This is a genomic window from Rhizorhapis suberifaciens (assembly GCF_014200045.1).
Taxonomy (GTDB): domain Bacteria; phylum Pseudomonadota; class Alphaproteobacteria; order Sphingomonadales; family Sphingomonadaceae; genus Rhizorhapis; species Rhizorhapis suberifaciens.
Genome location: NZ_JACHOV010000003.1, coordinates 49,298 through 72,500, shown reverse-complemented (window position 1 = coordinate 72,500; position 23,203 = coordinate 49,298). Strand labels below are relative to the sequence as shown.

General features: G+C 58.2%; 20 protein-coding genes and 1 pseudogene. 10 read left to right on the top strand and 11 right to left on the bottom strand.

What is annotated here, in order from left to right; all coding sequences use genetic code 11:
* Positions 1-67: 67 nt before the first annotated feature.
* Positions 68-619, bottom strand: a complete 552-nt coding sequence (locus HNQ99_RS16435; protein ID WP_221232575.1) for a helix-turn-helix domain-containing protein — start codon at positions 617-619, stop codon at positions 68-70.
* Between the two features lie 42 nt (positions 620-661).
* Here HNQ99_RS16435 and HNQ99_RS04565 point away from each other — a divergent pair.
* Positions 662-1,581 (top strand): annotated as a pseudogene (locus tag HNQ99_RS04565) (IS630 family transposase).
* A gap of 202 nt (positions 1,582-1,783) precedes the next feature.
* Here HNQ99_RS04565 and HNQ99_RS04560 read toward each other — a convergent pair.
* Genes HNQ99_RS04560 through HNQ99_RS04540 form a run of 5 tightly spaced genes read right to left on the bottom strand, consistent with a single transcriptional unit; the run spans position 1,784 to position 8,258 of the window.
* Entirely contained in the window at positions 1,784-3,013 is a 1,230-nt protein-coding gene (locus HNQ99_RS04560) for a hypothetical protein (RefSeq protein ID WP_184474467.1), read from the bottom strand.
* Positions 3,014-3,065: 52 nt separating this feature from the next.
* Positions 3,066-4,733 (bottom strand): hypothetical protein, encoded by a 1,668-nt coding sequence (locus HNQ99_RS04555; protein ID WP_184474466.1) that lies wholly within the window; start codon positions 4,731-4,733, stop codon positions 3,066-3,068.
* An 8-nt stretch (positions 4,734-4,741) separates the two neighbouring features.
* Positions 4,742-5,671, bottom strand: coding sequence for a lysylphosphatidylglycerol synthase transmembrane domain-containing protein (locus HNQ99_RS04550; RefSeq protein WP_184474465.1), 930 nt, complete (start codon positions 5,669-5,671; stop codon positions 4,742-4,744).
* The gene (locus HNQ99_RS04545) at positions 5,671-7,290 is read right to left on the bottom strand and encodes a hypothetical protein (protein WP_184474464.1); all 1,620 of its coding nucleotides are present in this window, start codon (positions 7,288-7,290) and stop codon (positions 5,671-5,673) included. The genes HNQ99_RS04550 and HNQ99_RS04545 overlap by 1 nt, the downstream gene beginning before the upstream one ends.
* Positions 7,287-8,258, bottom strand: coding sequence for a glycosyltransferase family 2 protein (locus tag HNQ99_RS04540; RefSeq protein ID WP_184474463.1), 972 nt, complete (start codon positions 8,256-8,258; stop codon positions 7,287-7,289). The genes HNQ99_RS04545 and HNQ99_RS04540 overlap by 4 nt, the downstream gene beginning before the upstream one ends.
* Before the next feature lie 184 nt (positions 8,259-8,442).
* Here HNQ99_RS04540 and HNQ99_RS04535 point away from each other — a divergent pair, with 184 nt between their 5' ends.
* The gene (locus HNQ99_RS04535; RefSeq protein ID WP_246414517.1) at positions 8,443-9,504 is read left to right on the top strand and encodes a glycosyltransferase; all 1,062 of its coding nucleotides are present in this window, start codon (positions 8,443-8,445) and stop codon (positions 9,502-9,504) included.
* 59 nt (positions 9,505-9,563) lie between these two features.
* Here HNQ99_RS04535 and HNQ99_RS04530 read toward each other — a convergent pair whose 3' ends face one another.
* On the bottom strand, positions 9,564-10,886 hold the full coding sequence (locus HNQ99_RS04530; protein ID WP_184474461.1) for a lipopolysaccharide biosynthesis protein: 1,323 nt from the start codon (positions 10,884-10,886) through the stop codon (positions 9,564-9,566).
* Between the two features lie 185 nt (positions 10,887-11,071).
* On the opposite strand from HNQ99_RS04530, the gene HNQ99_RS04525 reads away from it, so the two are divergent.
* Positions 11,072-12,217 carry a GNAT family N-acetyltransferase gene (locus tag HNQ99_RS04525; RefSeq protein ID WP_246414515.1) on the top strand — a complete coding sequence of 382 codons (1,146 nt, stop codon included), beginning with the start codon at positions 11,072-11,074 and terminating at the stop codon, positions 12,215-12,217.
* Here HNQ99_RS04525 and HNQ99_RS04520 read toward each other — a convergent pair.
* The gene (locus HNQ99_RS04520) at positions 12,195-13,055 is read right to left on the bottom strand and encodes a cupin-like domain-containing protein (protein WP_184474460.1); all 861 of its coding nucleotides are present in this window, start codon (positions 13,053-13,055) and stop codon (positions 12,195-12,197) included. The two genes, HNQ99_RS04525 and HNQ99_RS04520, sit on opposite strands and share 23 nt — an antisense overlap.
* Positions 13,052-14,155, bottom strand: a complete 1,104-nt coding sequence (locus tag HNQ99_RS04515; protein ID WP_184474459.1) for a GNAT family N-acetyltransferase — start codon at positions 14,153-14,155, stop codon at positions 13,052-13,054. Before HNQ99_RS04515 ends, HNQ99_RS04520 begins: the two co-directional genes overlap by 4 nt.
* A 124-nt stretch (positions 14,156-14,279) precedes the next feature.
* Here HNQ99_RS04515 and HNQ99_RS04510 point away from each other — a divergent pair, with 124 nt between their 5' ends.
* Positions 14,280-16,169 carry a methyl-accepting chemotaxis protein gene (locus tag HNQ99_RS04510; RefSeq protein WP_184474458.1) on the top strand — a complete coding sequence of 630 codons (1,890 nt, stop codon included), beginning with the start codon at positions 14,280-14,282 and terminating at the stop codon, positions 16,167-16,169.
* A gap of 22 nt (positions 16,170-16,191) precedes the next feature.
* Here the strand turns inward: HNQ99_RS04510 and murA are convergent, their stop codons facing one another.
* Together murA and HNQ99_RS04500 are read right to left on the bottom strand one after the other, a co-directional pair.
* Positions 16,192-17,475 (bottom strand): UDP-N-acetylglucosamine 1-carboxyvinyltransferase, encoded by a 1,284-nt coding sequence (murA, locus tag HNQ99_RS04505; protein WP_184474457.1) that lies wholly within the window; start codon positions 17,473-17,475, stop codon positions 16,192-16,194.
* A 68-nt stretch (positions 17,476-17,543) separates the two neighbouring features.
* Complete coding sequence (locus tag HNQ99_RS04500; protein WP_184474456.1) at positions 17,544-18,110, bottom strand: HNH endonuclease; 567 nt, start codon at positions 18,108-18,110, stop codon at positions 17,544-17,546.
* Between the two features lie 94 nt (positions 18,111-18,204).
* Between HNQ99_RS04500 and gluQRS the strand changes: the two genes are divergently transcribed.
* The 6 genes from gluQRS to HNQ99_RS04470 all read left to right on the top strand — a co-directional run bounded on the left by gluQRS (position 18,205) and on the right by HNQ99_RS04470 (position 23,200).
* Positions 18,205-19,095 (top strand): tRNA glutamyl-Q(34) synthetase GluQRS, encoded by an 891-nt coding sequence (gene gluQRS / locus HNQ99_RS04495; RefSeq protein WP_322790313.1) that lies wholly within the window; start codon positions 18,205-18,207, stop codon positions 19,093-19,095.
* 9 nt (positions 19,096-19,104) lie between these two features.
* Positions 19,105-19,338 carry a twin transmembrane helix small protein gene (locus tag HNQ99_RS04490; RefSeq protein ID WP_184474455.1) on the top strand — a complete coding sequence of 78 codons (234 nt, stop codon included), beginning with the start codon at positions 19,105-19,107 and terminating at the stop codon, positions 19,336-19,338.
* Position 19,339: 1 nt separating this feature from the next.
* A complete protein-coding gene (locus HNQ99_RS04485) occupies positions 19,340-19,909 on the top strand; it encodes a cob(I)yrinic acid a,c-diamide adenosyltransferase (protein ID WP_184474454.1) in 570 nt (189 codons plus the stop codon).
* Positions 19,910-20,033: 124 nt separating this feature from the next.
* Positions 20,034-21,302, top strand: a complete 1,269-nt coding sequence (gene egtB / locus HNQ99_RS04480) for an ergothioneine biosynthesis protein EgtB (RefSeq protein ID WP_184474453.1) — start codon at positions 20,034-20,036, stop codon at positions 21,300-21,302.
* The gene (gene egtD / locus HNQ99_RS04475; protein ID WP_184474452.1) at positions 21,302-22,267 is read left to right on the top strand and encodes an L-histidine N(alpha)-methyltransferase; all 966 of its coding nucleotides are present in this window, start codon (positions 21,302-21,304) and stop codon (positions 22,265-22,267) included. The genes egtB and egtD overlap by 1 nt, the downstream gene beginning before the upstream one ends.
* Before the next feature lie 63 nt (positions 22,268-22,330).
* Complete coding sequence (locus tag HNQ99_RS04470; RefSeq protein ID WP_184474451.1) at positions 22,331-23,200, top strand: 3-hydroxyacyl-CoA dehydrogenase NAD-binding domain-containing protein; 870 nt, start codon at positions 22,331-22,333, stop codon at positions 23,198-23,200.
* Positions 23,201-23,203: the final 3 nt, after the last annotated feature.

Below are 23,203 nucleotides of genomic sequence, written 5' to 3'. Positions count from 1 at the left end.
CTGCGGCAGCCCCCGTTCCCTGAAGAGCCGCGCGAAGGCCTCGATGACCGGCTGCTCCTTTGTCGACTCAAGGGCTTCGCAGGCGAGCAGATAGCGCGAGGCCTGGTCGGTAGACCGTCAGGGGGTAACAGTAGCGGCCATTGCCGAGCTTGAACTCGCCTTTGAAATCGGTGCACCACAGATCGTTGGGCGCGGTGGCTTGCGACAGCGGCGTGCCCACGGCCTTGTTCGCCCGGTTCCGCTTGCGAGCCTGACGCACAAGGCCATGGCGGTCGAGCACTGCGTGGACCGTGCTTTTGGCGGGTATGCGCACATCGCCCGCCAGCTTGCGCACGAGCAGCTCCCTGATCTTGCGGGCGCCCCAATGCGGCTTGCCGCGCTTGGTCTCGACGATCAGCCGCTCGATCTGGCCGGGCAGCTGGTTCGCATAGCGCACCGGCCGCCGCGAGCGGTCGGTGAGCGCCTCAAGTCCCTCCTGCTGATAGCGGCCCCAGATCTTGTAGCCGGTCTTGCGCGAAATGCCGAACGCCCGGCACACATCGCTCATCCCTTCCCCGTCAAGAAGCCGGGCCACGAAACGAAGACGTTCCTCCATTACCGAACACTCCCTCCACGGCATCCAACACCTCCCCCATGCAATTGCATGGGGGAGGTGTTACCCATGTGTCCGGTACAAAACGTCACCTATGTCTCAGGTCGGTCAGAGATTGCGCATGGCCAATCATGCCGTGCAGCGGCGCGACGCTTTGGTGTGAGCGCGGTGACTGCGGTTCGCCTGGCGCAACGCAAGGCGAGAACGGGCTCACTGGCACCTACCCGACAGGGCCGGCCAGCGGGCAGCGGATCGCTTTGATCCCATATCGAGGCGTTGGTGACTGGGTGGATGCCGATGGCGAGATAACGATACCCGAGTTGGCAGCGCGGCTTTTGGCTAAGCGCGGGGTGAAAGTCCATCCTGCCTCGCTGTCGCGGCTGCTGATCCATCAGGGCTTTACCGTTAGAAAAACGCTACTGGCCAGCGAGACCGATCGCGCTGACATCGCCCGTGCGTGGCGGGTGTCGCGAGCGCACCGCCAGCCGTGGATGAAAAAAACGCCCGGAACGGCTCGTCTTTCTCGATGAGACCGGGACAACCACCAAGATGACCCCTTTGCTGGGCCGTGCGCCGTGGTCAGCGGTTGAGAATGAAAGCCCTCTTCGGCCACTGGGGAACGCAGACCTTCATCGCCGCACTACGCCAGGATGGCCTGACCGCGCCCTGGGTGATCAACTGCCCTATGAACCGGCGCATCTTCGAGGCCTATGTCGAAACCCCAGCTGGCGCCGACGCTCCAGCCGGGCGACATGGTGATCCTCGACAATCTCTCCAGCCACAAAAGCGAGAAGGCCGCTGCCAGCCTCAAGGAATGTCCAGACCTCAATCCCCTAGAAATGGCCTTCGCAAAGCTCAAGGCTCATTCGCGAAAAGCCAAGGTCCGGACCGTCGACGCATTATGGCAGGCAGTCGGATCAATCTGCGAACTCTACTCGCCCGACCAGTGCTGGAATTATCTCAAGGACGCGGGCTATGTTGCACATTAATCGCACGCCGACCTAATCTCCAGAAATATGGCCGCATCTAGGTTGACCTCCTTCCCCAGCTTGCATGGCTAATCGGAAAATCGGCCGCCTCTTGGCATCTCTCTCAATGCTTTCAACAACAGAAAGAGCCTAAGGAGCGGAGCGCCAGCGGTTTCGCGTTTTTGCCGGATGCTCCCCCGCCTGGCCCCTCGCCAGGATTGCTTCAGCTGGAAAGATTATAAATAGGGGCGGACTGATTGTCGTCATCAAACCACCCTTTCTCGATCCACGACAATATTGCACGCGCCCCCCTTTCAGATGAGGTTTCGGGCGCGCTTGACATTGTGTAATCGAAAATTTCTTTCTGCCGCTGCCGATAATATGTGCCTCTTTCCCGAAACATAGGAAGGTAGGTAAAAAGCTCGGCCGGAGAGTGGACCACGTCTCCGGCGCGCCATGACAGATAGGCAGGCTCTAAATGGTCCTTCCGATTATGCGTGTCGATGAAGAATGCCGGACGTGGTCGATAGATGAATTCATAAATTTGGCTACTCACATCACCAATATAGGCATCTGAGTTAAGAGTATAGCTCATGTCATATAGACGGAAGCTATCTACGTCGATATGAATATTAGACATATCGTTCCACTGCGGATTCAAATCAGGCCGCCTCTTTGCTACCTTGTATTCCAACGAGATATGAAATTGTTTTCGGAACAACATAATGTGCGGAGCGAAAATGAGATTGAAGTCTCTGCCGGGGCCGAAAGCAAACCAGTTAATTATGCTATGCCCATGCCTGTACCAACTAGACAAATGAGGGTCGAAATGGGGATTGTAGACAAAGGTGGGGCGTTCATTGTCAAAAAAGTTCCGCCTGGCGCTCGTGTCAATTGAATCGAACTTGGGATAGCCGATAATCGCTATCGACTCTGGATCGGCAAGGCCGTGGCGTATCATTTCGTCGGCCACTTTCTGACCGGAAACCAGCATAGCGTCGAACTCGGCCATTTCACGATGATAAGTCACCGATCGATCGCCTGCGCCGTGAGGAACGAAGATGATCTTGGGACCTTCGCCCTTCCATTTCCGCTTGAGATACAGGCAGGTGCGTTCGGGACTGATGATCAACGATGCGTTTTTCAGAGCAGCCGAATGATGTTGCAGACGGGCCAGCCGCTCGCTGGGTGCAATCCGGTTCACCATACGCATGATAGGTCCAATCCGGGGCAGCGCCAAATCAAACCAAATGATATTTGAAGCAGCTTCGGCACCCACAATAGCACGAACGCTTTGGGCAATTGCTTCGGTGCCGAAGGCGCACACTATGGGTAATTGAGGCCGTCCTATCACCAGCGCTCGTAAAATGCCCGCCGTATGAGGGACCTGATGGGCGGCATCGTGGTTAAATAGGAAAACGACTGCCCGCGAGGGTATGCTTGGCGCTTGCATGAAGACGTCCCATAGCGATCCTGAAAAAATTCGTCAAAAATCTAAGCAAGCTTCAGATGCAGGTTGTGAAAATTGCCACCCATTGTCGCGTTTCGATCACTCGACACGAGTCCGCCCGCAGAGCGGCTATCCCGTCCAATGAAGGGCTTGAGCGATGCGGGGGCCGTAAGACAGACCGGTAGCTTTCGGGCAACATTCCGGTTTCGAGAAAGCGTCGGTCAAAAACGAGCAAATCGACTTTGTACTGCCTCACATAAGCCGCCATGGCGGTCGAGTGGGTGAGTTGGCCCATTAGCATGGAGGCACGCAATCGAGCCTGACTCTCCCGGTGGTACCGGCGGTGATAGGGTATGTCATGCTCAGGACTTGCCAAAATTGCGCGGCCAGTTTCGGCGGGCACCATGTCGAGGTCATCGGAGACGCCGGCGATGACTGTATTTGGCGGTGTGCTGGCGATCAGTGCGATAAGATCGGTATGATGCGGATGTTTCAGCCGCATCTTCGGCGTTGCAAAAATCGCGAGGCCGACTAGGATGAACATGCCGAGCAGCCCTGATCGGATGACTGGGCGGGAGCAGGCAAGGCGATTCTCGATCCGCACCCAGAACCGCCCGATCCATAACCCCAGAGCAAGGCTGCCCATGATCAACAGTACAGGCTGGCTGTATCGGGCAGGCAAGTGGAAGGCGAATGCGAACTGCGCGGCAAATACGTAACAGATCAGGGATGAGACCAAACTATTCGGGAACAGCCTCCAAACCGGATCTACTTTGGCTTGGCCGGTGCCCAATCTCTTCCATTCACGCCCGCACGCAATCCATAGGCTAATCATCGGCACAATCGTCAGGCAAGCGTTGAGCAGCAGACGGGGATCCCAATTGCCCTGGCAATTGACGATCGCGGGCAGGAAACCGATGCGTGGCGAGCAGATCCAAGCGATATCGCCCTCAGGACCCACAATACTGCTCCGCCCGTCAGTTGTGGCCAGGCCGAAGATATGGCGAGCCTCATCCAGGCTTAGGGTCGGTCCCCAGCTTCGCAGGCCGGCCTTGAAATATAAGCCAGCGCCCAGCACGAGCATCGCGGTTCCGCCCAATAGTGTGATTGCTCTCCATGACAGAGCCAGGCGCAACGGGAAACGCCAGCGCAACAGTTGCAAAGCGAAGATGCCCAAGCCCGTTATCGCCGGGGCCGGATAAAGGATACTCGACGTTAACAAGCCGGCGACCGTCAATCCATGACGTTGCGTCGCGATGCCCAGCATTGTCACCAGGATTATCGGTGAGGCAAAGGCGCGCGGGGTCCCGGAAAAAATCGAGTCGTTGTGAATGATCGCCGCCATTATGCAAAGGGTGGCAAATGTCTGGAGACGCGGATCGTCGGCGAAGCATCTGCTCAATCTCCAAGCCATGCCGCCGCTGAAAAGGATCAAGGGGAATGCGAGCAGTTTGGACAGCAGAACCGGTCCCACGCCTAAACCGTCCGCTGCATAGAGTAGCCCGCGATATAGGGGAGGCGCCGTCTGCTGCCAATAATCAGCCAGCAGGTTGCCCGGCATGGCAGCGGGGTTGGAAATCCTTGCCCCCCAGGTCAAAAACTGGCGGGCGTCGTCAGCCATCGTCCATGGGTGAGCCGCGAACGCCTCGATGCCATAGCGCATAAGAGTTAGCAGGATCAGGCCGGAAACCAGCCAGAGGTGAAGATGAACCCCGCGCGACATGACCAGTCTCACTCAATTCTATTCCGCCAATAATCGCGCATGAATGGCGCTCCCGCTATGGCGGGCAGTATATAGCGTGACGTCGCAAGCACTCCTACGGCTGCTCCTGCCGCCGGCGACAACCAAGTTGAATAAAAATGAATGATGGCTGCGTCGCGGGTCCCTATCCCGGCCATCGTCAAGGGCACCAATCCAGCCAGAATGGACAGTGTTGCGGAAGCTAAATTGTCGATTAAGGGAACCGTCGTATGCACCGCTTTTGTAAAGAGCCAGAACTGGCATAGATGTCCTGCCCAGATTGCTACGGAAAACAGCACGGTTGCTATCGCACGCGCCTTTCGTGACCAGAACCACTTTGCCATGGCCGCCCATTCATCCATGAAGGTCTTTGATCGCAAGGCAACACGGCGGGGCAGCCGATCGATTAACCATGAGATAGGGAGGCGGGCAGAAGGCGAGGGCGCCATCATTAAGGCAAGCAGCAGAAACAAGCCCGTTACGCCCGCGGCGCATATCCATAGCCGCCAATCCGAGCCCGCTGTCAAGAACAAGGCCAACATTCCCCACAGCAGCAATGCCGCCATGTCCATCATCTTTTCGAACACGACCAGCGATACCGCTCTGTCCGCTGGAAACTCATATTTGCGAGCGAGCACCCAACCTTTGGCTATGTCGCCCATTTTGGACGGGAGTATGGTGTTGAGCGTGGAGGCCGAGAGGATCAGCCGCAGCGACGCACCGAAGGGTATGGGTGATCGGCTGAGCATTGCAAAGCGCATTGCCGTCGCGATCGTGAGTGGCACTACGGCCAGCAGACTCGCCATCAACCACAGGCGGTCCGATTTCCGGAACACCTCAAGCACCCGGTCGGCATCGACGGTGCGCCAGATGATAATCAATATCGCCAAACTTACGGCGAGGCTGATGAGCTTACGCATTAGGCGGTTTGTCCCGGAGGCAACTGACGCTCGATGATCAAGGGATCACTCGCGCTTAATCCCGCGAGGAGATGACTCATGTCCTGCCATGGCTGTAGATGGTTCGCCTGCCAAACGCGCGCCATGATGGTGGTCGAGGATGTTTGAAAACCCCCGATGCCGATGCGCACCACCTTCTCCCACCCCTCATCGGCGAATATTTCATCGCGGATCGTCAGGCATCCATCGCTCCATCGCAAAGTGCGGTGGAAACGAAAAGGCGCTTCCCTGCGCCCCGTGACCAGTATTTTTTGCAGCAGCCGCCGGACCATATCCGGAAAGAAGCGGCCCAATGTGATCATCATGCAGCGCAAGATCACTGATTTTACCGGCGTAAGCAGCGTCGCCTTCGCCCACGCCATTTGGCCGGTCACTGAGAAGCCATCCGCATCACGCGTCACGGAATAATCCCCTGGCAGATGCTGCACGGCCATCCTGTTTGCGCTGGTCTGGATCGATACGCCGCTGTCAGCCAAGGTCAATCGACCGCCGGAAAATAGCTGGAATGCTCCGCCCTGACGCAATCCGGTGTAGAGGGACCGGTCTGCGCGGTGTTCGATCGCCAAACCCGCTCGTGGGAAATATGTGGATGCGCCGGACGAATGCGTCTCTGCCGGACATTCCCGCTCGGTCCGCCATTCGGACCAGCACAGCAGCCAGCTCCACACATGATGGCCGATGATATGGTCATCTGAATAGCATGGTGGGCCGTTGCCGGCGAACAGCGCAAGCGCGCGGTCGTTGACCAACAAGGCCTCGGGCATCCATTCCCCCGCAATTTCGAACCCGTGAGGGAAGAAATTCTGAGTGCCACGGCTGGTATAGGAACCGCCAACGGTGCCGTCTGGATGAACAAAATGAGCGAAGAACTGGATTGCCATTTGGCAGGCTGAGCGCAGGCCCAGATCCGGCCGGCGGCGGTCGCTATCCGCGAGCAGGCCGATTGTCAGGCTCAGATATCCGGGATCCGCACCGCCATATTCATCGAACCACCCTTCCTCGTCCTGCCAAGACAGCAGCCGTGCGGCTCTCGCCCGAAGTGGTGCCTCCCATATATCTCCGTCGAGCGCCGACATGCGGATCAGATTCGCAACGATAAGCGCCTCGTGATTGGACAATCGACCCGCTTCCTTATGGGTTGCAAGCCACCCGGCCCGCTTCCGGAAGAATGCCCGGATTTCCGGATCGTTCTGCAAACCGATGAGTGACGCGGCTTCTAAACAAGCTAGCAACGAAAATGCGGCCGCGCCTGCCGCGCGTTCAAACGGATAATAATCGTCACAAGAACCGTCCGAATGAGCCGAGCGGGCCGCAAACCGGATGCCGGCTTCGACAAAGTCACGGATGGCGGGGGCCTGATAATAGGGATTGTTCGGGACATTCAGGCACCAGGCAAGCGCAAGGGGGTAGACAAATTCCTGGCTCATACCGCAAGGAAAATCGATCATGCGGTAATGCCAATAGATACGGTCAAAGCAGCCGTAGGTCCGGCTGAATGGCGTCCGGTCCAGCAATGTAAGGATCTTCGGAATTTCGGCTAGCGCCTGCCGAGCGAGCAGGTCACGGGGCGAGACCGTCATAGAGCAGTGCCGTCCCGCAACACATCATAAGCCGGTGCGCGCGTATCGCGTATACGCAACTGCAAATCCTGTACCATGCGACGGTTGATGAGAAGCTGCTCACCAAGCAACCCGGCTGTCCACATGAGCATCGCCAACATCAGCAAGCAGGACGCGGCGACGAGGCTGGGCACATGTGATCGCTCGGTTCCGCCTGCAAAGAGCGCCATCCATCGGATGACCAGTCCGGCGCCGGTGATCAAGGGAGGAAGACTGAGGTAAAAGAATGTCATCCCAGGTTTGTAGATGAAGAAGGTTCGGGCTATCGATTTGATGGACCGCCAGACATAGTTGTGCATTGACCGTAACAGGCGGGATGGACGGGTTTCCCCATTCACCCGGATCGGTACGGATATGATGGGTATATTGGACAGGCCCGCCTGTATGATTGACTCCAGCGTGTAAGTGTAGCTGTCGAAGACGTTGATCTCCAGAGCGGCTGTGCGGGCAATCGCGCGGAACCCGCTGGGCGCATCATGGATGTCCGCCTGCGAAACCATCCGAACGACCTTGGTGCCGAGCCATTGCAGCTTGCGCTTGATCCAGGAAAAATGCGCAATGGTGGAAATGGGTCTGTCGCCGATCACCATCTGTGCCCGACGTTCCAATATAGGTTTGATCAACAATGGGATATCATCGGCATTGTACTGATTGTCGGCATCGGTGTTTACGATGATGTCGGCGCCTTCCGCCAAGCTACGTTTGAGGCCTGCCATGAAAGCATATGCCAAGCCGCGATTGACGGGAAGGTCAACAACATGATCAACCCCGTGTTCCAGCGCGACCTCAACTGTACGATCAACGCTACCATCGTTGATGATCAACCACTCAATTTTGTCGATACCGGGAATGTGTCTTGGCAGAGCGGCCAGTGCTTCAGGAAGGGAATCTTCCTCATTGAGGCACGGGATCTGTATTATTAATTTCATGGACTCTGCTCGTTTTTTGCCGATTGAACCGGTAGCGGCGCTTCGATAACGCGAAGCCGCATTTCGATTCGTTTGTCAATCGCCAGCACGGCAGTGGACAATAGCTTCCCATCCGCAGGGGTCAGGAACCTTGGACTCATCGTATTTCATCGCGATATATCTATATGAACCTAGCGATGGAGGATTGGACAGGGTAGCGATACTCCTTGCCAATTACCTGGTAGCGAAGGGTGTTCGCGCGGAATTGTGGATGGCCCGGACGGACGGTTCTCTTGCTTCGCTGATCGCTTCAGATGTCGTCGTTCGACAGATACCCACGATGCCTTTGTCGCGCGGCATTTCGATGCTCGCTCAACTACCGGCGTTGCGCTCTATGCTGCGGCAGCATCGCCCGGACATACTCTACTCCGCCGGCAATCAGAGCAACCTCCTTGCTGCTTGTGCAGTTTTAGGCACCCCTACAAAGGCCGTCGGACGAATATCCAATCCCATCGTTCGCCCCGGCAGTCGGGGACTGCTCGCGCGGCTGCGCCATAAGCGATTTCAAGCGACGGCATGGCTCAGCAGAATGACAATCGTGATGGGCGCCGCCGATGCAGAGTTGCTCGCCGGTGCTTGCGGCGCATTAAGAAAAAAGATCACTTTGTTGCCAAGGCCCACGGTGACCCCGCTGTTGCGGAAAACCGGCGAAGAGCGGCCTGCCGGATCGACTGGCCCTGTGCGTGAGCTACTGGCCGTGGGCCGGCTTGTGCCCCAAAAGGATCACCGCACGATGCTGTCCGCATTGGCCCAGTTAACTGGTCATGTTTGGAGATTGCGCATAGTTGGGCAAGGGCCATTGCTTGATGAGCTTAAGCAATATTGCAGGGCGCTCGGTATCGACCAAAAAGTCGAGTTTCTAGGCTTTGTTGGCGATCCGAACGCTTTGGCGGAACTTTACGGCAGTTCTGAGCTGTTGCTGCAGTCTTCGCGATGGGAAGGCCTGACAGCGACAGCGATTGAGGCGCTGGCTTGCGGCTGTGGGGTGGTTATTACCGATTGCACTCCAAATTTGCGGGAGATTATTGCTGATGCAGGGCACCATCCCATGGTGCCCGTAGGTGACGTAACGGCTTTTGCCGCTGCCATCGACTCTGCTCTGTCAAAACCCGGCCACCCGGCGCGGGCGCGCGAGGCGGTACGTTCCTACGATGTGGATACGGCGCTGGCAGAACATCACAAAATGTTTGCTTCCCTCGTTCGGTGAAATGCCAAGATCCTAATGCGTTTTCTTGAGTTCCCCGTCTGTAGGCATATATGCCTGTTTCATCGCAGGTAGATATGGACTGCCGCCGCACGCATCAGAAATCCGGCCAGCGCAGCGATCAGAACGGACACCGCAGTGCCGGCGGCGCCAAAAACAGGCAGTAATACCACCATAAGGATTGCGAGCAGGGCAGCTTCGACAACCCGAACAAGAACCGACAGCTTCTGACGGTCGATTGTCATCAACAGTGGATCGAAACTGACGCCTGCCATTTCGACTGCAGCGGCGCCCCCCAGCAGCAATAACAATGTATAAGCCGGAAGATATGCCGGACCCGACATCGCCACCAGCAGCCATTTTCCGACCAGCCATAACAACGTCACGATAATGATTGCGCTTAGGAGCGTAACGGCGCTGATCTGGCGCGAAAGAGCGCGCAGTTCGGCAAACTGGTCCTTTCCTTCTCCCTGCACATGACTGCGCGTCGTTTCGGCAAAGATGGCACGCGACATCAATTGCGAGAAGGTCGTCATCGCGTTGCCCAACTGGGCCGCCAAGCGATAATATCCTGCCTCAGCCGTGCTTACGAACATGCCCAGAATAAAGATTGGGAGACTGTTGATAAGCGTCAACAAGCTTAGGTTGATGTTGCTGCCGGTGAGAAAATGTAAAATGCCGGGAAAGTGACGCTGGGCCCTTTTGGGCCAAACCGGACGTATGCGACCGATCCGGTCGTGGCCGTGGCGGTAGGCGAGTATCCAGTATGTAAGGGAGACCATGATTTCTGAAATCGCCCAGGCCGCCAGGAAGCCTAAAGGAGTGGGCATGAACCACCATGCTGCCAGCGCCCCAAACATCCGGACGATTGGCATCATGCTTTCGGCAAGCGCGGCTGAGGCGAAACGATCGAGCAGACGCAGAATGCCCACTGCGGTCGATCTTAGCGCCAACAGCACAACCGCCGCATAGCCAAAACCCATCCAGGCAATCTGCTGGTTCCAGCCGAGTATCGGCCCAAGCCCTAAAGCGATACCCGCCGCCAGGTTCAGGCCGACGATCGCGCTTAGTACATCCAGGGTAAGCGTCGATCCAATCAGCAGACCGAGCCTGTCGGACTGCTGGTCGCGCAACGGGCCGTGCCCGAATTTCACAACGGCCTGCCAACTGTCGAAAGTTACGATACGCGCGATGAACTGAGACGCGGCGATGACAAGGCTAAACACGCCAAAGCCTTCCGGACCCAGCGATCTGGTAATAATGGCAAGATAAAACAGGCTGAGAACCGCTCCCAGGCCCTTACTTCCAAGCAGCCACCCGGTATTTAGCGCGATATTGGCAAAACCCCCTTTACCTCCCGCGCGGTTGAGGAGCGCTTCTTTCATTCGTCTGGCCATCCAGCCTGTTTCCTGAACCTAAATTGCTCAACTGTAGTTTTTGGCAGCCGATCGGCCTTACCGAACCCGCGGAAAATTTCACATCAAAAACGGACGTCGACGGGCGCTCCTGCTTATGTGCGAGGGGCCCCCATGATCGGCGGACTTTTTCAGTTTCAGACATTGAGCCACAGTTGGCTGTTTCAACGGCTCTTGACCCGAACGAAACGACCGGCGAAGCGCTGTGCATGATTTTCGCAAGCCCGGAAAATGTCACCTTGACCGCCATTGGTGATTTAGAAGCCTTGGCTGAGCGATGGCAGGGCCTGGAGGGGCGGGCAAATGGCAGTTTCTTTCTCGGTTGGACCTGGATGGGCAGCTGGCTATCCGCGACCGGAGCCCGGCCTGACCTGTTGACGGTGAGCGTCGGCGGACGCGATATGGCCCTGGGCTTCATAGGCCGCTCGTTCCTCAGCGGACCGCTGGGCCGCACGCGCGCCCTGTTCCTCAACCAGTTCGGAAGCGGGCCGGCCGATCGGGTTTTTGTGGAATATAACGGGCTGCTGATCGATCGCGATTATTCGGCGCAGGTCGTGGCGGACGTGGCCTTCAATCATCTGGCCGCTGACAATCACTGGTCTGTATTGCGTTTGGCAGGGATGGTGGCCTCCGATCCCATCTCGCAGGCGGGACGTTTCCGGAGAAGGATGTTAGCCCAGGAGCTAAACGCCTATTTCGTCGATCTGAGATCGGTGCGTGCCGCCGACGGGAATTATCTCTCGCTGCTCAGTGCGAATAGCCGATCACAAATCCGCCGATCAGCGCGGGATTATGGCGAGGGAGCGGTGGTGATCCCGGATAAGGCCAAGTCGCCGGAACAGGTAGACGAATGGCTGGCGGATATGCATCATCTCAACCGCGATCGGCACAGCGACAATGCTTGGGAAGAACCACTTTTTCGCGCCTTCGCGCGACAATTGGCAATCTGCGGCCTTGGGAATGGAGAAGTGGAGCTTCTGCGCATCACCGCCGGGGAGCAGCTCCTCGGTTATCTTCTCAATTTTGTCTATCGCGGCCGGGCGATGAACTATCAATCGGCCTTTGCGCCCGCCATTTCTTCAAAGGCAAAGCCTGGGCTGATGTGCCACGTTGCGGCTGCGGAACGCTACGCGATGGCCGGATACGATCTCTATTCCTTGTTGGCAGGCGGGGACCGATACAAGCAGAGTCTGGCGACTGGCCATGAAGTCCTGCAATGGTGGAATCTGGAGCGCTTCTCCCCGCGTCTGGAGGCGGAGCACCTTCTGCGCAAGCTGTTCAGGCGCCCAGTTTCCGCATAATCCTATATCCCAAACGACCCAAAATCTGTTTTTCAGGCCGGCGACCGATCCCGGTTACAGGCAAGCGCCACCGTCGCAGTTGTGCATTCAAGCTATGCAACTCACCTTCCGCAACGCTCCGCGCCGATCGCCAGGTGATGGAGAAGCTGATCGAAACGGCAGCTCCATTCTTTACGAAATGCGGCGCTTTGACCGGGACCAATACTGCGTCCCCAGGCGATAGATGGATAGCCTTTCCCTTGGCCAAAAAACGTTCATCCCAATGCAAGTTCCGGTGCGCGCCAGCATGAAAGGCTTCGCTCTGTTCCGGCGGCACTAATGCTTTGTCGCCCGCGGGAAAGACCGTCATCATCTTCTCGCCTTCGATCTGCAGCAGAATATTATGTTCGGGATCCATATGGAAAGGGGTGATGCTGTTGGGAGATGAGAGAAAGATAAAAGCTTCCGAATGGAGCATCGGTCCGGTCTTCGTCTCCACCAGAGGCGCGATTTCCGATAGGGCACTATGTAAAAGCGCGTTGAAGAGCACATCGCGTTCGACATTCTTCAGAACCATCCAGGACCCGTTGCTGTCGATGGCCCGGATGGTTTCGCCAATGGAAAGCCCGTTTTCCGGCGTATCTTCCGGGCGCACTCCCAATGGCAGATCGCCGCGATTATACTCTACGCGATCCCGGGGTAATCGCTCCGCCAGTTCGGCCAGAGCCGCCCGCGTCAAGAGGGGATGGCCGGCGAGATCATGGGCAAGCTTCGCCGGCGCGTCCGGATAGGCTTGACATAGCGTGGCAAGCGTCTCGTTCGAAAAGGCGCGGCGTCCGATAGAATTCTGACCAGTCATTTCTTGCGCACCTTTCTGATCAATGCCGCAAGCCAGTCGGCAACTTCCATCAACTCCCAGGACGGGCGGCGGCATCGTCCCTTCAACTCGACCCGATACTGGACGATGGTGCGGCGTTCGGCCCACAGGCTGTCGATCATCGGATGACCGGGGGCGGCGCAGCTATCCATCCAGACAGCATAATTGCGATCGAGAACCTGCCGCAGGTTTTCTATCTCGATCAGCACGCCCGGGGAAAAACGCGCCATTGTCTCGTCAAAGGCAATTTTGAAGGAAAAACCGCCGTTCCCCATCAGGAAATTGACCAGCATCGCCAACGGCCTACCGTCAAGATCGAGGCGTAAGAACATCAGCCGCTCATTTTCAAATGCGGCCGTTATGCTTTCGCGGAAGAAGGCGACGTCCGCGGGGTCGCAGGCCATGGCGGTGTTTTCCGCACCCTTCCATCCACGGCGTTCCAACTCCAGAAAGTCTTCGCACCAGCGGTCCAGATCCGCGGCATCGGAAAGAATGTCGCTTTGTACTTCGCCCAGCTCCTGCAAGCGGTTTTGGAGACGTCTGATTTCCTTGCGCTTCTTCGCCCGCATATTGGTTTCCCAATAATCCGTGGCCGAAAGGCTACTGTTCAAGAATGCGCGTTCATAGCGGTTGACCAGTTGGATGCCGCGTCCTTGCCGCGTACACAGGTCCCGCAGTGCGCGGACGCCTTCACCATTTTCATCCAATCCCTTCAGGTGCAGAAATCCCCGCGCTCGTGGATCCTGGTCCAGCTTTTCCAGCAGATGTTCCCAAGCCGCGCTTTCACTCCCTTTTGCAAGGAGGGGAGCGCCGAAAAAGCAGTGGCGGTGGATCCAGTTTGCGACATGCGGTATCTGCAACCGGCCATGACGCATCGCAGTCACCACCGGCAAAAGTCCGATCAACAGCCCGTCACTCCATGCCTCGATAAGGCGAACCTCTTCCTTCCCCTGCAAATGCCGGAGAGCCGGGCGAAGTAATTCGGGAGCGTAAAAGCAGTTCGCTTCCGCCGCTTCGTCGGCCAGAGACGCCCAGGGATCAGAGAGTTTCCAACCCGGCGAGGGATAAGCGGTCATGTCCATCGAAATGGCGGGTAAGGAATAAAGATTAGGGAAGGCTAAATTACTTAGGTGATCAGGACGTGCTCGTTGCTTAACAGCTTTATAACCATCGCGGTCCTAAGCATCGGTCGACAGGAAGGCTGGGATGAATATGGCGAAGCGCTTGAAAGCGATGGCGGGTAAGGTCATTCAACGCGCGAGCGACGGATTGCGTGAAAACATGATGTTGCCCGTGGTGAGTTTAGTCTTAATGGCGCTCATCACTTGCGCTGTCGTCGTGACGTCCCTTGTCACCAAAATGGATGCGGATGCGGGCCAGTTCATGCAACGGACCCTATCCACCTACATGGACCGGGAAATGTATGAGCTTGGCGACCAATTGTCCCATATCACTCGCGCCGACGGCTCTGACGCGTCAGGCATCAAGGCATTTCAACGGGAAGTCGTCCATCTGTCCGCTCCAGGCGCCTTGTACGGCTATATCATCGATAAGCAGGGACGTGTTTTTTGGTCGCAGGCACCCAAAGGGCAAACGGCGCCCGCCCTTGCCGCTGCTTCTCCCGTCGGATTGCAAGCTTTGCTCCGCCAACCGGTTCAGGAACAGGGGCGGCAAATAGGCAATAGCCGGGTCGCTTTGGCGCTGTTCGACAGCCGGCCGGCGATGTTTGCCGCAGCGCCTTTGCCGCCGCAAGGCGCAGACTCGGTGAAGCATCCTGCTCGGTTCGCGGTGCTGGTACAGAAGATCGACGACCCAGCGCTTCATTACTGGAACACGACGTTTCATCTGTTGGGTTTGAAGTGGGAAAAAGGTGAACCCCGCCCCGGCTATCGTTCAATCGACTTGACCGATGATGCAGGGAACAAAATCGGTCATATTGTCTGGCCATCTTACCGAGTAGGTATGAAGGCGTTTTCCGGCATCCTGCCCTTCATTTCGATTTGCGGCATCGTATTTGCGGCTCTGTCTTTTTGGCTTATCCTGTTGATCCGCCGTTCGTGCCTAGCGATGGAGCTGAGCCGCGAGATGGCGATAAAACTTTCGGCCGAAGCCACGGATAACGCACGAAGGGCGGAGCAGGCCAGGCAACAGGCCGAAGCCGCTCTGGCCGATGCCGAAGGCGCCCGCCGAAGGGCCGACGAGATGGCTCGACGCGAAGTCACCGAACAGGCCTTGCACCGCCAGCAGCTGCGAGAAAATTCTCATCATATGGCAGCGGCGCTTCAGGAATCCATGTCCTCCCTGGTGAAGCAGCTCATCGAAACCGCCAATGACCTTGAATTAAGCGCGGAATTGACCATCGGCACATTGCACGAACAGCAAAAGCAAGCGGATGTGGTGCGCGTGCGTTCCCAAGACGCGGCGGAGGCCATCGCGGCAGTGACCGGGGGTATCGAAGAACTCACAGGATCGATCGCCGAGATTCGCAAGGCGGCAGAAGAGTCTCGACAGTTCGCACAGGTGGCGAGCGATCATTCAGCTGCCGCCCGCGACGCGAACGACCATCTGCTGCAACAGGTAAGTTCGATCAATGACGCAGCCAGCATCATAGCCTCTATTGCCAAGCAGACGAACCTGCTGGCGCTGAATGCCGCCATCGAGGCCGCGCGTGCCGGATCGAGCGGCTATGGCTTTGCCGTGGTGGCGAACGAGGTCAAGGCGCTGGCAAGCGAGACAGCGCGCACGACCGGCGACATCCATGATCGTGTAGACGGCATCGAAACGGCAGCACGCTCAACCGTCAATCTCGTCGGCTCGCTGGATGAAATGCTTGGCAGTCTGGTTCAGGCGATGGCTTCGTCATCGGCCACCGTTCAGCAGCAGCAGGCGGTTGCTGAAAATATCCGACGCAGTTCTCGCGGTGTCGCAGAGAACGCGCAAGTGGCGGCACAAGCGGTAGAGGCCATTTCAACTTCGCTGGACAGCATCGCGCAAACCGCAAGTTCGACCCGCCATATTGGCGCCGCCGTTCGCAACCGGGCGGAACATCTCAACACGGAGTTCGCGCGTCTTGTGCAGCAGCTGGAGGCGGCTTGATAGCAGTCCTGCCGGCTGAATATCAGCCGTCGCTCACTCGCTCGATATCGGCCCCGACGGCTTCCAGCTTTTCCTCAAGCCGCTCATAGCCACGGTCAAGATGGTAGACGCGGGCCACCTGCGTCTCGCCAGCAGCGGCAAGGCCAGCCAGCACCAGGCTCATCGACGCCCGTAGATCGGTTGCCATGACGGGCGCTCCGGTCAGCTTGGGCACCCCGCGCACTACCGCGCTCCGGCCATTCACCTGAATATCCGCACCCATCCGTGCGAGTTCGGGCACATGCATGTAGCGATTTTCGAAAATGGTTTCGGTCAGCACGCTGGCACCCTGCGCCAAGGTCAACATCGCCATGAATTGAGCTTGCATGTCGGTTGGAAAGGCAGGGAAAGGCGCAGTGGAAACCGATAACGGCCGCAATGGGCCATCAGCTTGCACCCTGATCGCGCCCGGCCGTTCCTCCACCATCACGCCCGCTTCGCGCAGGCCCGCCAATATGGCATGCATGTCGCTGGCATTAGCGCCCACTAGATCCAGCGATCCGCCCGTAATCGCTGCGGCACAGGCGTAGCTGCCCGCTTCGATCCGGTCAGGCATTACGCTGTATGTCGCGCCGTGCAGGCGGTCCACGCCGTCGACGGTCAGCTTGTCGCCGCCTATGCCGCTGATTTGAGCGCCCATCGCAACAAGCAGGTTGCAGAGGTCCACGATTTCGGGCTCCCGTGCGGCATTTTCAAGGACGCAGCGACCCTTGGCCAGCACCGCTGCCATCAATGCGTTTTCGGTTGCGCCCACCGATACGACCGGAAAGTTGATTGTGCCTCCCGGCAATCCTCCTCGCGGTGCGATGGCCTTCACATAGCCGGCCGTAATCTCGATCTCCGCACCGAAGGCCTCCAGCGCTTTCAAATGCAGGTCTATGGGTCGGTTGCCAATAGCGCAGCCACCGGGCAAGGACACCGTGGCCTGACCTTCGCGGGCCAATAGTGGGCCAAGCACCAGGATCGAGGCGCGCATCTTCCGCACGATGTCATAGGGCGCGACCGTAGATGTGACCTTGCTCGCCCGCAAAGTCATGACCCTTCCGAAATCCTCCGGCCGGCTCCCTTCGATCATTGTCGAAACGCCCAATTGATTGAGCAGATGCCCGAAACTGTCCACATCGGCCAGCCTTGGCAGGTTACGCAGCGTCAGCGGCTCGTCGGTCAATAACGCACATGGCAGCAGTGTAAGCGCCGCGTTTTTTGCGCCAGAGATGGGAAGGCGGCCTTCAAGCCTTTTGCCGCCGCGGATAAGAATTCGGTCCATCCGCCGCTTCTATACCCAAATTCGCGCCGCGCAAGCCGGGGCGGCTTTCGCAGAGCACGGCTCGTATCTCAAGCCAGCAACTCGACGTCCCAATAAAGCCAGTCATGCCAGGTATCGTGCAGATAATTGGGGGGAAACGCTCTCCCATGCTCCTGCAATTGCCAATTGGTCGGCCGGATCGGCGCGACACGCAGGCGCATCCCGGCTTCCTTGGGCGTTCGTCCGCCCTTTTTCAGGTTACAAGGCGAACAGGCGGTGGCGACATTCTCCCATGTGGTGCGCCCACCCTGCCGGCGAGGAATGACATGGTCGAAAGTGAGGTCAGAGGGCTTGCCGCAATATTGGCAGGCGAACTTGTCGCGCAGGAACAGGTTGAACCGGGTGAAGGCAGGGTATTCTGACGGTTTCACATATTGTTTGAGGGCAATGACCGACGGGATCTTCATCGCCCAGCTGGGGCTGTGCACTTCCCTTTCATAACTGGCGACGATGTCCACCCGATCCAAAAAAACCGCCTTGATGGCGGTTTGCCAGGGCCAAAGGCTCAATGGGTAGTAACTCAGGGGCGTGTAGTCGGCATTCAGTACAAGTGCCGGGCAGTTTTCCGGATGTCGTATCAGATCGGGATGGTACATAAACTTGCGCTTCGCCCTTGCCGGCCACGCTAATCCATGAAAAGCGTGACATGCGTATGACAGCATTAACCACCCCTGTCCGTCAAGAGTCTGCGTGAATTCCCGCGATCAGCCGCTACATGTGGTGACGCGCTTTGCTCCCAGCCCCACCGGTCGACTGCATCTGGGACATGGTTGGTCAGCACTGATGGCGCATGACTTGGCCCGCAGCATGGGCGGGCAATTTCGCCTCCGCATCGAAGATATTGATGGCGGCCGCAGCCGACAGGAACATGTCGAAGGGATATTGGACGACCTCCGCTGGTTAGGACTTGGCTGGGACGGTCCCATAGTTTTTCAATCGGCACGGTTGCCGATCTATGATGCTGCGCTCGCGCTACTGAAGGAGAGGGACCTTGTTTATCCCTGTTTTTGCACCCGTGCCGAGATTAGCGCCGAAATCGCGGCCAGCCTGTCAGCTCCGCACGGCTTCCATGCCCCTCTATATCCCGGCACCTGCCGCCGTTTGAGCCAGGCTGAGCGCGCCGCACGGCTGGCCCGCGATCCGCACGGATGGCGGCTGGACATGAAGAAGGCTGTCGATCTTGCAGGGCCGCTGCAGTGGCGCGATGCCGCGGCAGGAATTGTGCAGGCCGATCCGCTCAGCGCAGGTGACGTAATCCTCGCCCGGAAGGATGCCCCCACTAGCTACCATCTTGCGGCGACGATCGACGATGCGGACATGGGGGTGACGCACATCGTTCGCGGTCGCGACCTTTTCGATGCGACGCATGTCCATCGCCTGCTGCAGGCGCTGCTTGGACTGCTCACGCCGGTATACCGCCATCACCCCCTGCTGCTGGGGGCTGATGGAAAGCGGCTTGCAAAGCGAAACGGAGGGCAAACCCTTCTCGATCTCCGAACCTCCGGTATCAGCCCCATTCCGTTGACCCGGGATTTGCGCCACGGCGTCTTTCCCATTGGAATTACCCTCGCGGAGGGCTAAATAAACAATATGACAACCTTTCTCACCATCCTGATCGTCCTTGCCGCGATTGCTACGCTCGTGACGCTTATTCGCGGCATCGTCACTTTCCTCAAGACAACGGAACAGGACCTGAAGGGGGGGCAGGGGCCAAGTGCGTCCAGCCTGAAACAGAACAAGATGATGATGGCCCGCATCGGATTTCAGGCGCTGGCGGTTCTGCTGGTCGCCTTTCTGCTGCTGATGACAGGCGGCGGACGCTGATTTGGTTAAGCTCAACAAGATTTATACGCGGACGGGGGACAATGGCACGACCGGCCTTGTCGACGGTTCGCGCATTCTCAAATCCGATGCCCGCATGGCGGCTATCGGCGATGTCGACGAAGCCAACAGCGCCATCGGCGTGGCGGCGGTCGCACTGACCAATGAAGACTATGCTCGCATGCTCCGTCGTATCCAGAACGACCTGTTCGATCTGGGCGCTGATCTCGCGACGCCGGGAGAGGACTTTAGGCCCGGCGAAATGACGCTTCGCATCGTGCCGACGCAGGTGGAGCGGCTGGAAGACGAAATTGACGCCATGAACCTGGCGCTGGAACCGCTAAAAAGCTTTATTCTTCCTGGTGGCAGTCCCGCCGCTGCCGCGATCCATCTGGCCCGCGCCATCGTGCGCCGGGCCGAACGGACCGCCGTGCGGGCGGGCGATAAGCTGTCCCTCAATCCGCAGGCGCTCGCCTATCTCAACCGCTTGTCCGATCATCTCTTCGTCATGGCACGCGCCGTAAACGCGGAGGGCGCGGGTGACATATTATGGGTGCCCGGCGCTTCTCGCTGATCAATCAGTAAGTCCGCATCGCGCCGGACGTCTCACAGCTATGACGACTGATTGAAAACCCTCTATATTGGGATCGAAACCACCACCGCTGCGTTAGTTTTCGAACCAACCTCGGGGAGGGTAAATGCCTACCCACATCAGGTCCTACCCGTCGACGAGCGGACCAGCCGACTACCCACGGACCAGGGCGCTGTCCGAAGCATTGGCCGCGCCCCTTTCCGACGCCGACGCGACTGCCCAATCAATGGATGATGCCTCACCAGCCAAATGGCACTTGGCGCATACAAGCTGGTTTTTCGAAACTTTTGTCCTTCGCGACCATCTGCCGGGCTATCATTTGTTCGACGATCGCTATCCCTTCCTGTTCAACAGCTATTATGAAGCCGAGGGGAAGCGGCATGCGCGGCCCCGGCGTGGCCTGCTGACCCGCCCATCGCTGGATGATGTGCTTGACTATCGGGCGCATGTAGATGTGGCATTGGAGAAGGCAATTCCAATCCTGCCCCCAAGGGCGCAGCAGCTGGTGATGCTGGGGCTTCATCACGAACAACAGCATCAGGAACTGTTGCTGACCGACATTCTCCACCTCTTCGCACAAAACCCGCTCCAACCCGCCATGTGGCACGCCCCTTCGGCAATGCCTGCTCCGATGCCGGGGCCTATAGAGTGGATCGAGGGCCGGAGCGGTAAGGCGCGGATCGGGCATGAGCGCGACGGTTTCGCCTTCGATTGTGAAGGCCCGGCCCATGACGTGCTGCTGAGCCCGCACGCGCTCGCACACAGGCTGGTTACCAATGGCGAGTGGCTGGAATTCATGGCTGACGGCGGATATGCCGACCCCCGGCATTGGCTCTCTGACGGATGGGACTGGGTACAGCGTGAAGGTGTCATGGCGCCGCTCTATTGGGGAAGCGACGGCCACCGCGACTGGACCAGCTTTGGGCTTGATGGCCGTCATCCTATAAACCCGGCCGCGCCGGTCACGCATATCAGTTTCTATGAAGCTGACGCCTTCGCAAGCTGGGCGCACGCGCGTCTTCCCACCGAGGAGGAATGGGAAAGCGCGGCCCAGACGCTCGAGCCCGCAGGCGGCAACCAGCTTGATCGCGCCTTTGCCACCCGCCCGCGCGCCTGTGAGGAAGTGGGCGTCTTGTCGCAGATGTTCGGTGATGTGTGGGAGTGGACCGGCAGCGCCTATCGCCCCTATCCCGGCTTTCGCCCAGCCGAGGGTGCGGTTGGTGAATATAATGGCAAGTTCATGTCGGGCCAGTTCGTCCTCAGGGGCGGAAGCTGTGCCACGCCGCGCGGTCATATGCGGGCGAGCTACCGGAACTTCTTCTATCCTCATCAGCGCTGGCAGTTCACTGGCCTGCGCCTTGCAAAGGATCTGTGATGGCCCAAATCGCTGTTGCCCACTGGGGAGCCGACGACGCTGATCCCGCTTTTCGGCGCGACATTCTGGACGGCCTTTCCCGATCCCCGAAGGCCACGCCTGCTCGCTGGTTCTACGACACACGCGGCTCGGAACTGTTTCAACAAATCACGGAACTGCCCGAATATTATCCCACCCGAACGGAAATCGCGTTGCTTGATGCTTATTGCGGCAAGGTCGCCCAGATTGTCGGTCCCGGCAGAGCGGTTGTCGAATTCGGCGCGGGTTCCGCGACCAAGACGCCCTACCTCCTGAAGAGGATCGCGCCTTCTGCTTATGTTGCCGTAGACATCAGTGGTGATTTTCTGAGGGAAAGCACCGGCTCCCTGGCGCAGGAATTCCCCGGCTTGCCCGTATGCACAGTGGAGGCCGATTTCACGCGGCCGGTGGAACTGCCGAACATGCTAAGCAGCCTTCCACGCCTGGGCTTCTTCCCCGGTTCGACCATAGGCAATTTCGAACCGGCGGCAGCTGTGGACCTGCTGCGGTCCTTCCGGCGGTCGCTTGGCGAAGGGGCGATGCTTCTTATCGGCATCGACCGCATCAAAAATCCTGGCGTACTGATCCCCGCCTATAATGACTCGAGCGGCATTACGGCGCGGTTCAATCTCAACCTGCTCGTCCGTATCAATCGGGAACTGCGCGGGTCGATACCGCTCGACAGCTTCCGCCATGTTGCGCGTTGGAACGATGACGCCGCTCGTATCGAAATGCATCTGGAAGCTCTCCGCGATATTCGTTTTACCGTCGCCGGTAAGGCATTCACGATGCGCGCAGGGGAAACCATTCACACGGAGAACAGCCATAAATATGGTGAGCGCGACGCTCGCCTGCTGCTGCGGGCCGGCGGCTGGGCGCCGGTCAGGCAATGGACAGACGCGCATCGGATGTTCGCCATGATATTGGCCGGGACGGCACCTATTTAGCCGTCGCCTGCGACACATGAATGCGCTAGGGCCTGATCCAGCGTTATTGAACTGGAGGCAGTCATGCAGGTAATCGGCGTAATCGGTGCGGGTCAGATGGGTGCGGGCATCGCACAGGTTTCGGCTAAGGCAGGTTACAAGGTGCTCTTGGTCGATGTCACCCTTAAGCAGGCGGAAGACGGCAAGGTCGGCATCGCCAAGCAGCTTTCCCGGCTAGTGGAAAAGCAGAAGCTCGACGCCAAAGCTGCCGAGGCCATTCTCGACAATATTGAACCTATCGCTGATTACGCACCCATGGCAGCGGCGGACCTCATCATCGAAGCCGCGACCGAGCGGGAGGAGATCAAGCGCGCTATTTTCGCGAAGGCAGGGGAGATATTGGGGCCGAATGCGATCCTTGCTTCGAACACCAGCTCCATACCGATCACGCGCCTCGCTCAGGCCGCGCCCGATCCAGCCCGCTTTTTGGGCGTGCACTTCTTCAACCCCGTTCCGCTGATGGCCTTGATCGAGATCATTCGCGGTCTCGCCACTGCCGACGCCACGGTCGCCGCCGTCGAAAAATATGCCCTGTCGTTGGGCAAGAAGGTTGTCCATGCCAATGACGCGCCAGGCTTCATCGTAAACCGCATCCTGCTGCCCATGCTGAATGAAGCGTGCTTTGCCTTGGGCGAGGGCGTCGCCAATGTCGCCGATATCGATACTGCGGTGCAGCTCGGCCTCAATCATCCAACCGGTCCGCTTTCGCTGGCGGATTTCATTGGCCTCGATACCTGTCTTGAGATTTGCAAGATATTCTACACCACGACAGGTGACCCCAAATACCGCCCAGCGCCGCTGCTCGTGAAATATGTCGAGGCTGGCTGGTACGGGCGCAAAACCGGCAGGGGCTTCTACGACTATTCCGGCGACACGCCCGTTCCTACCCGCTGAACT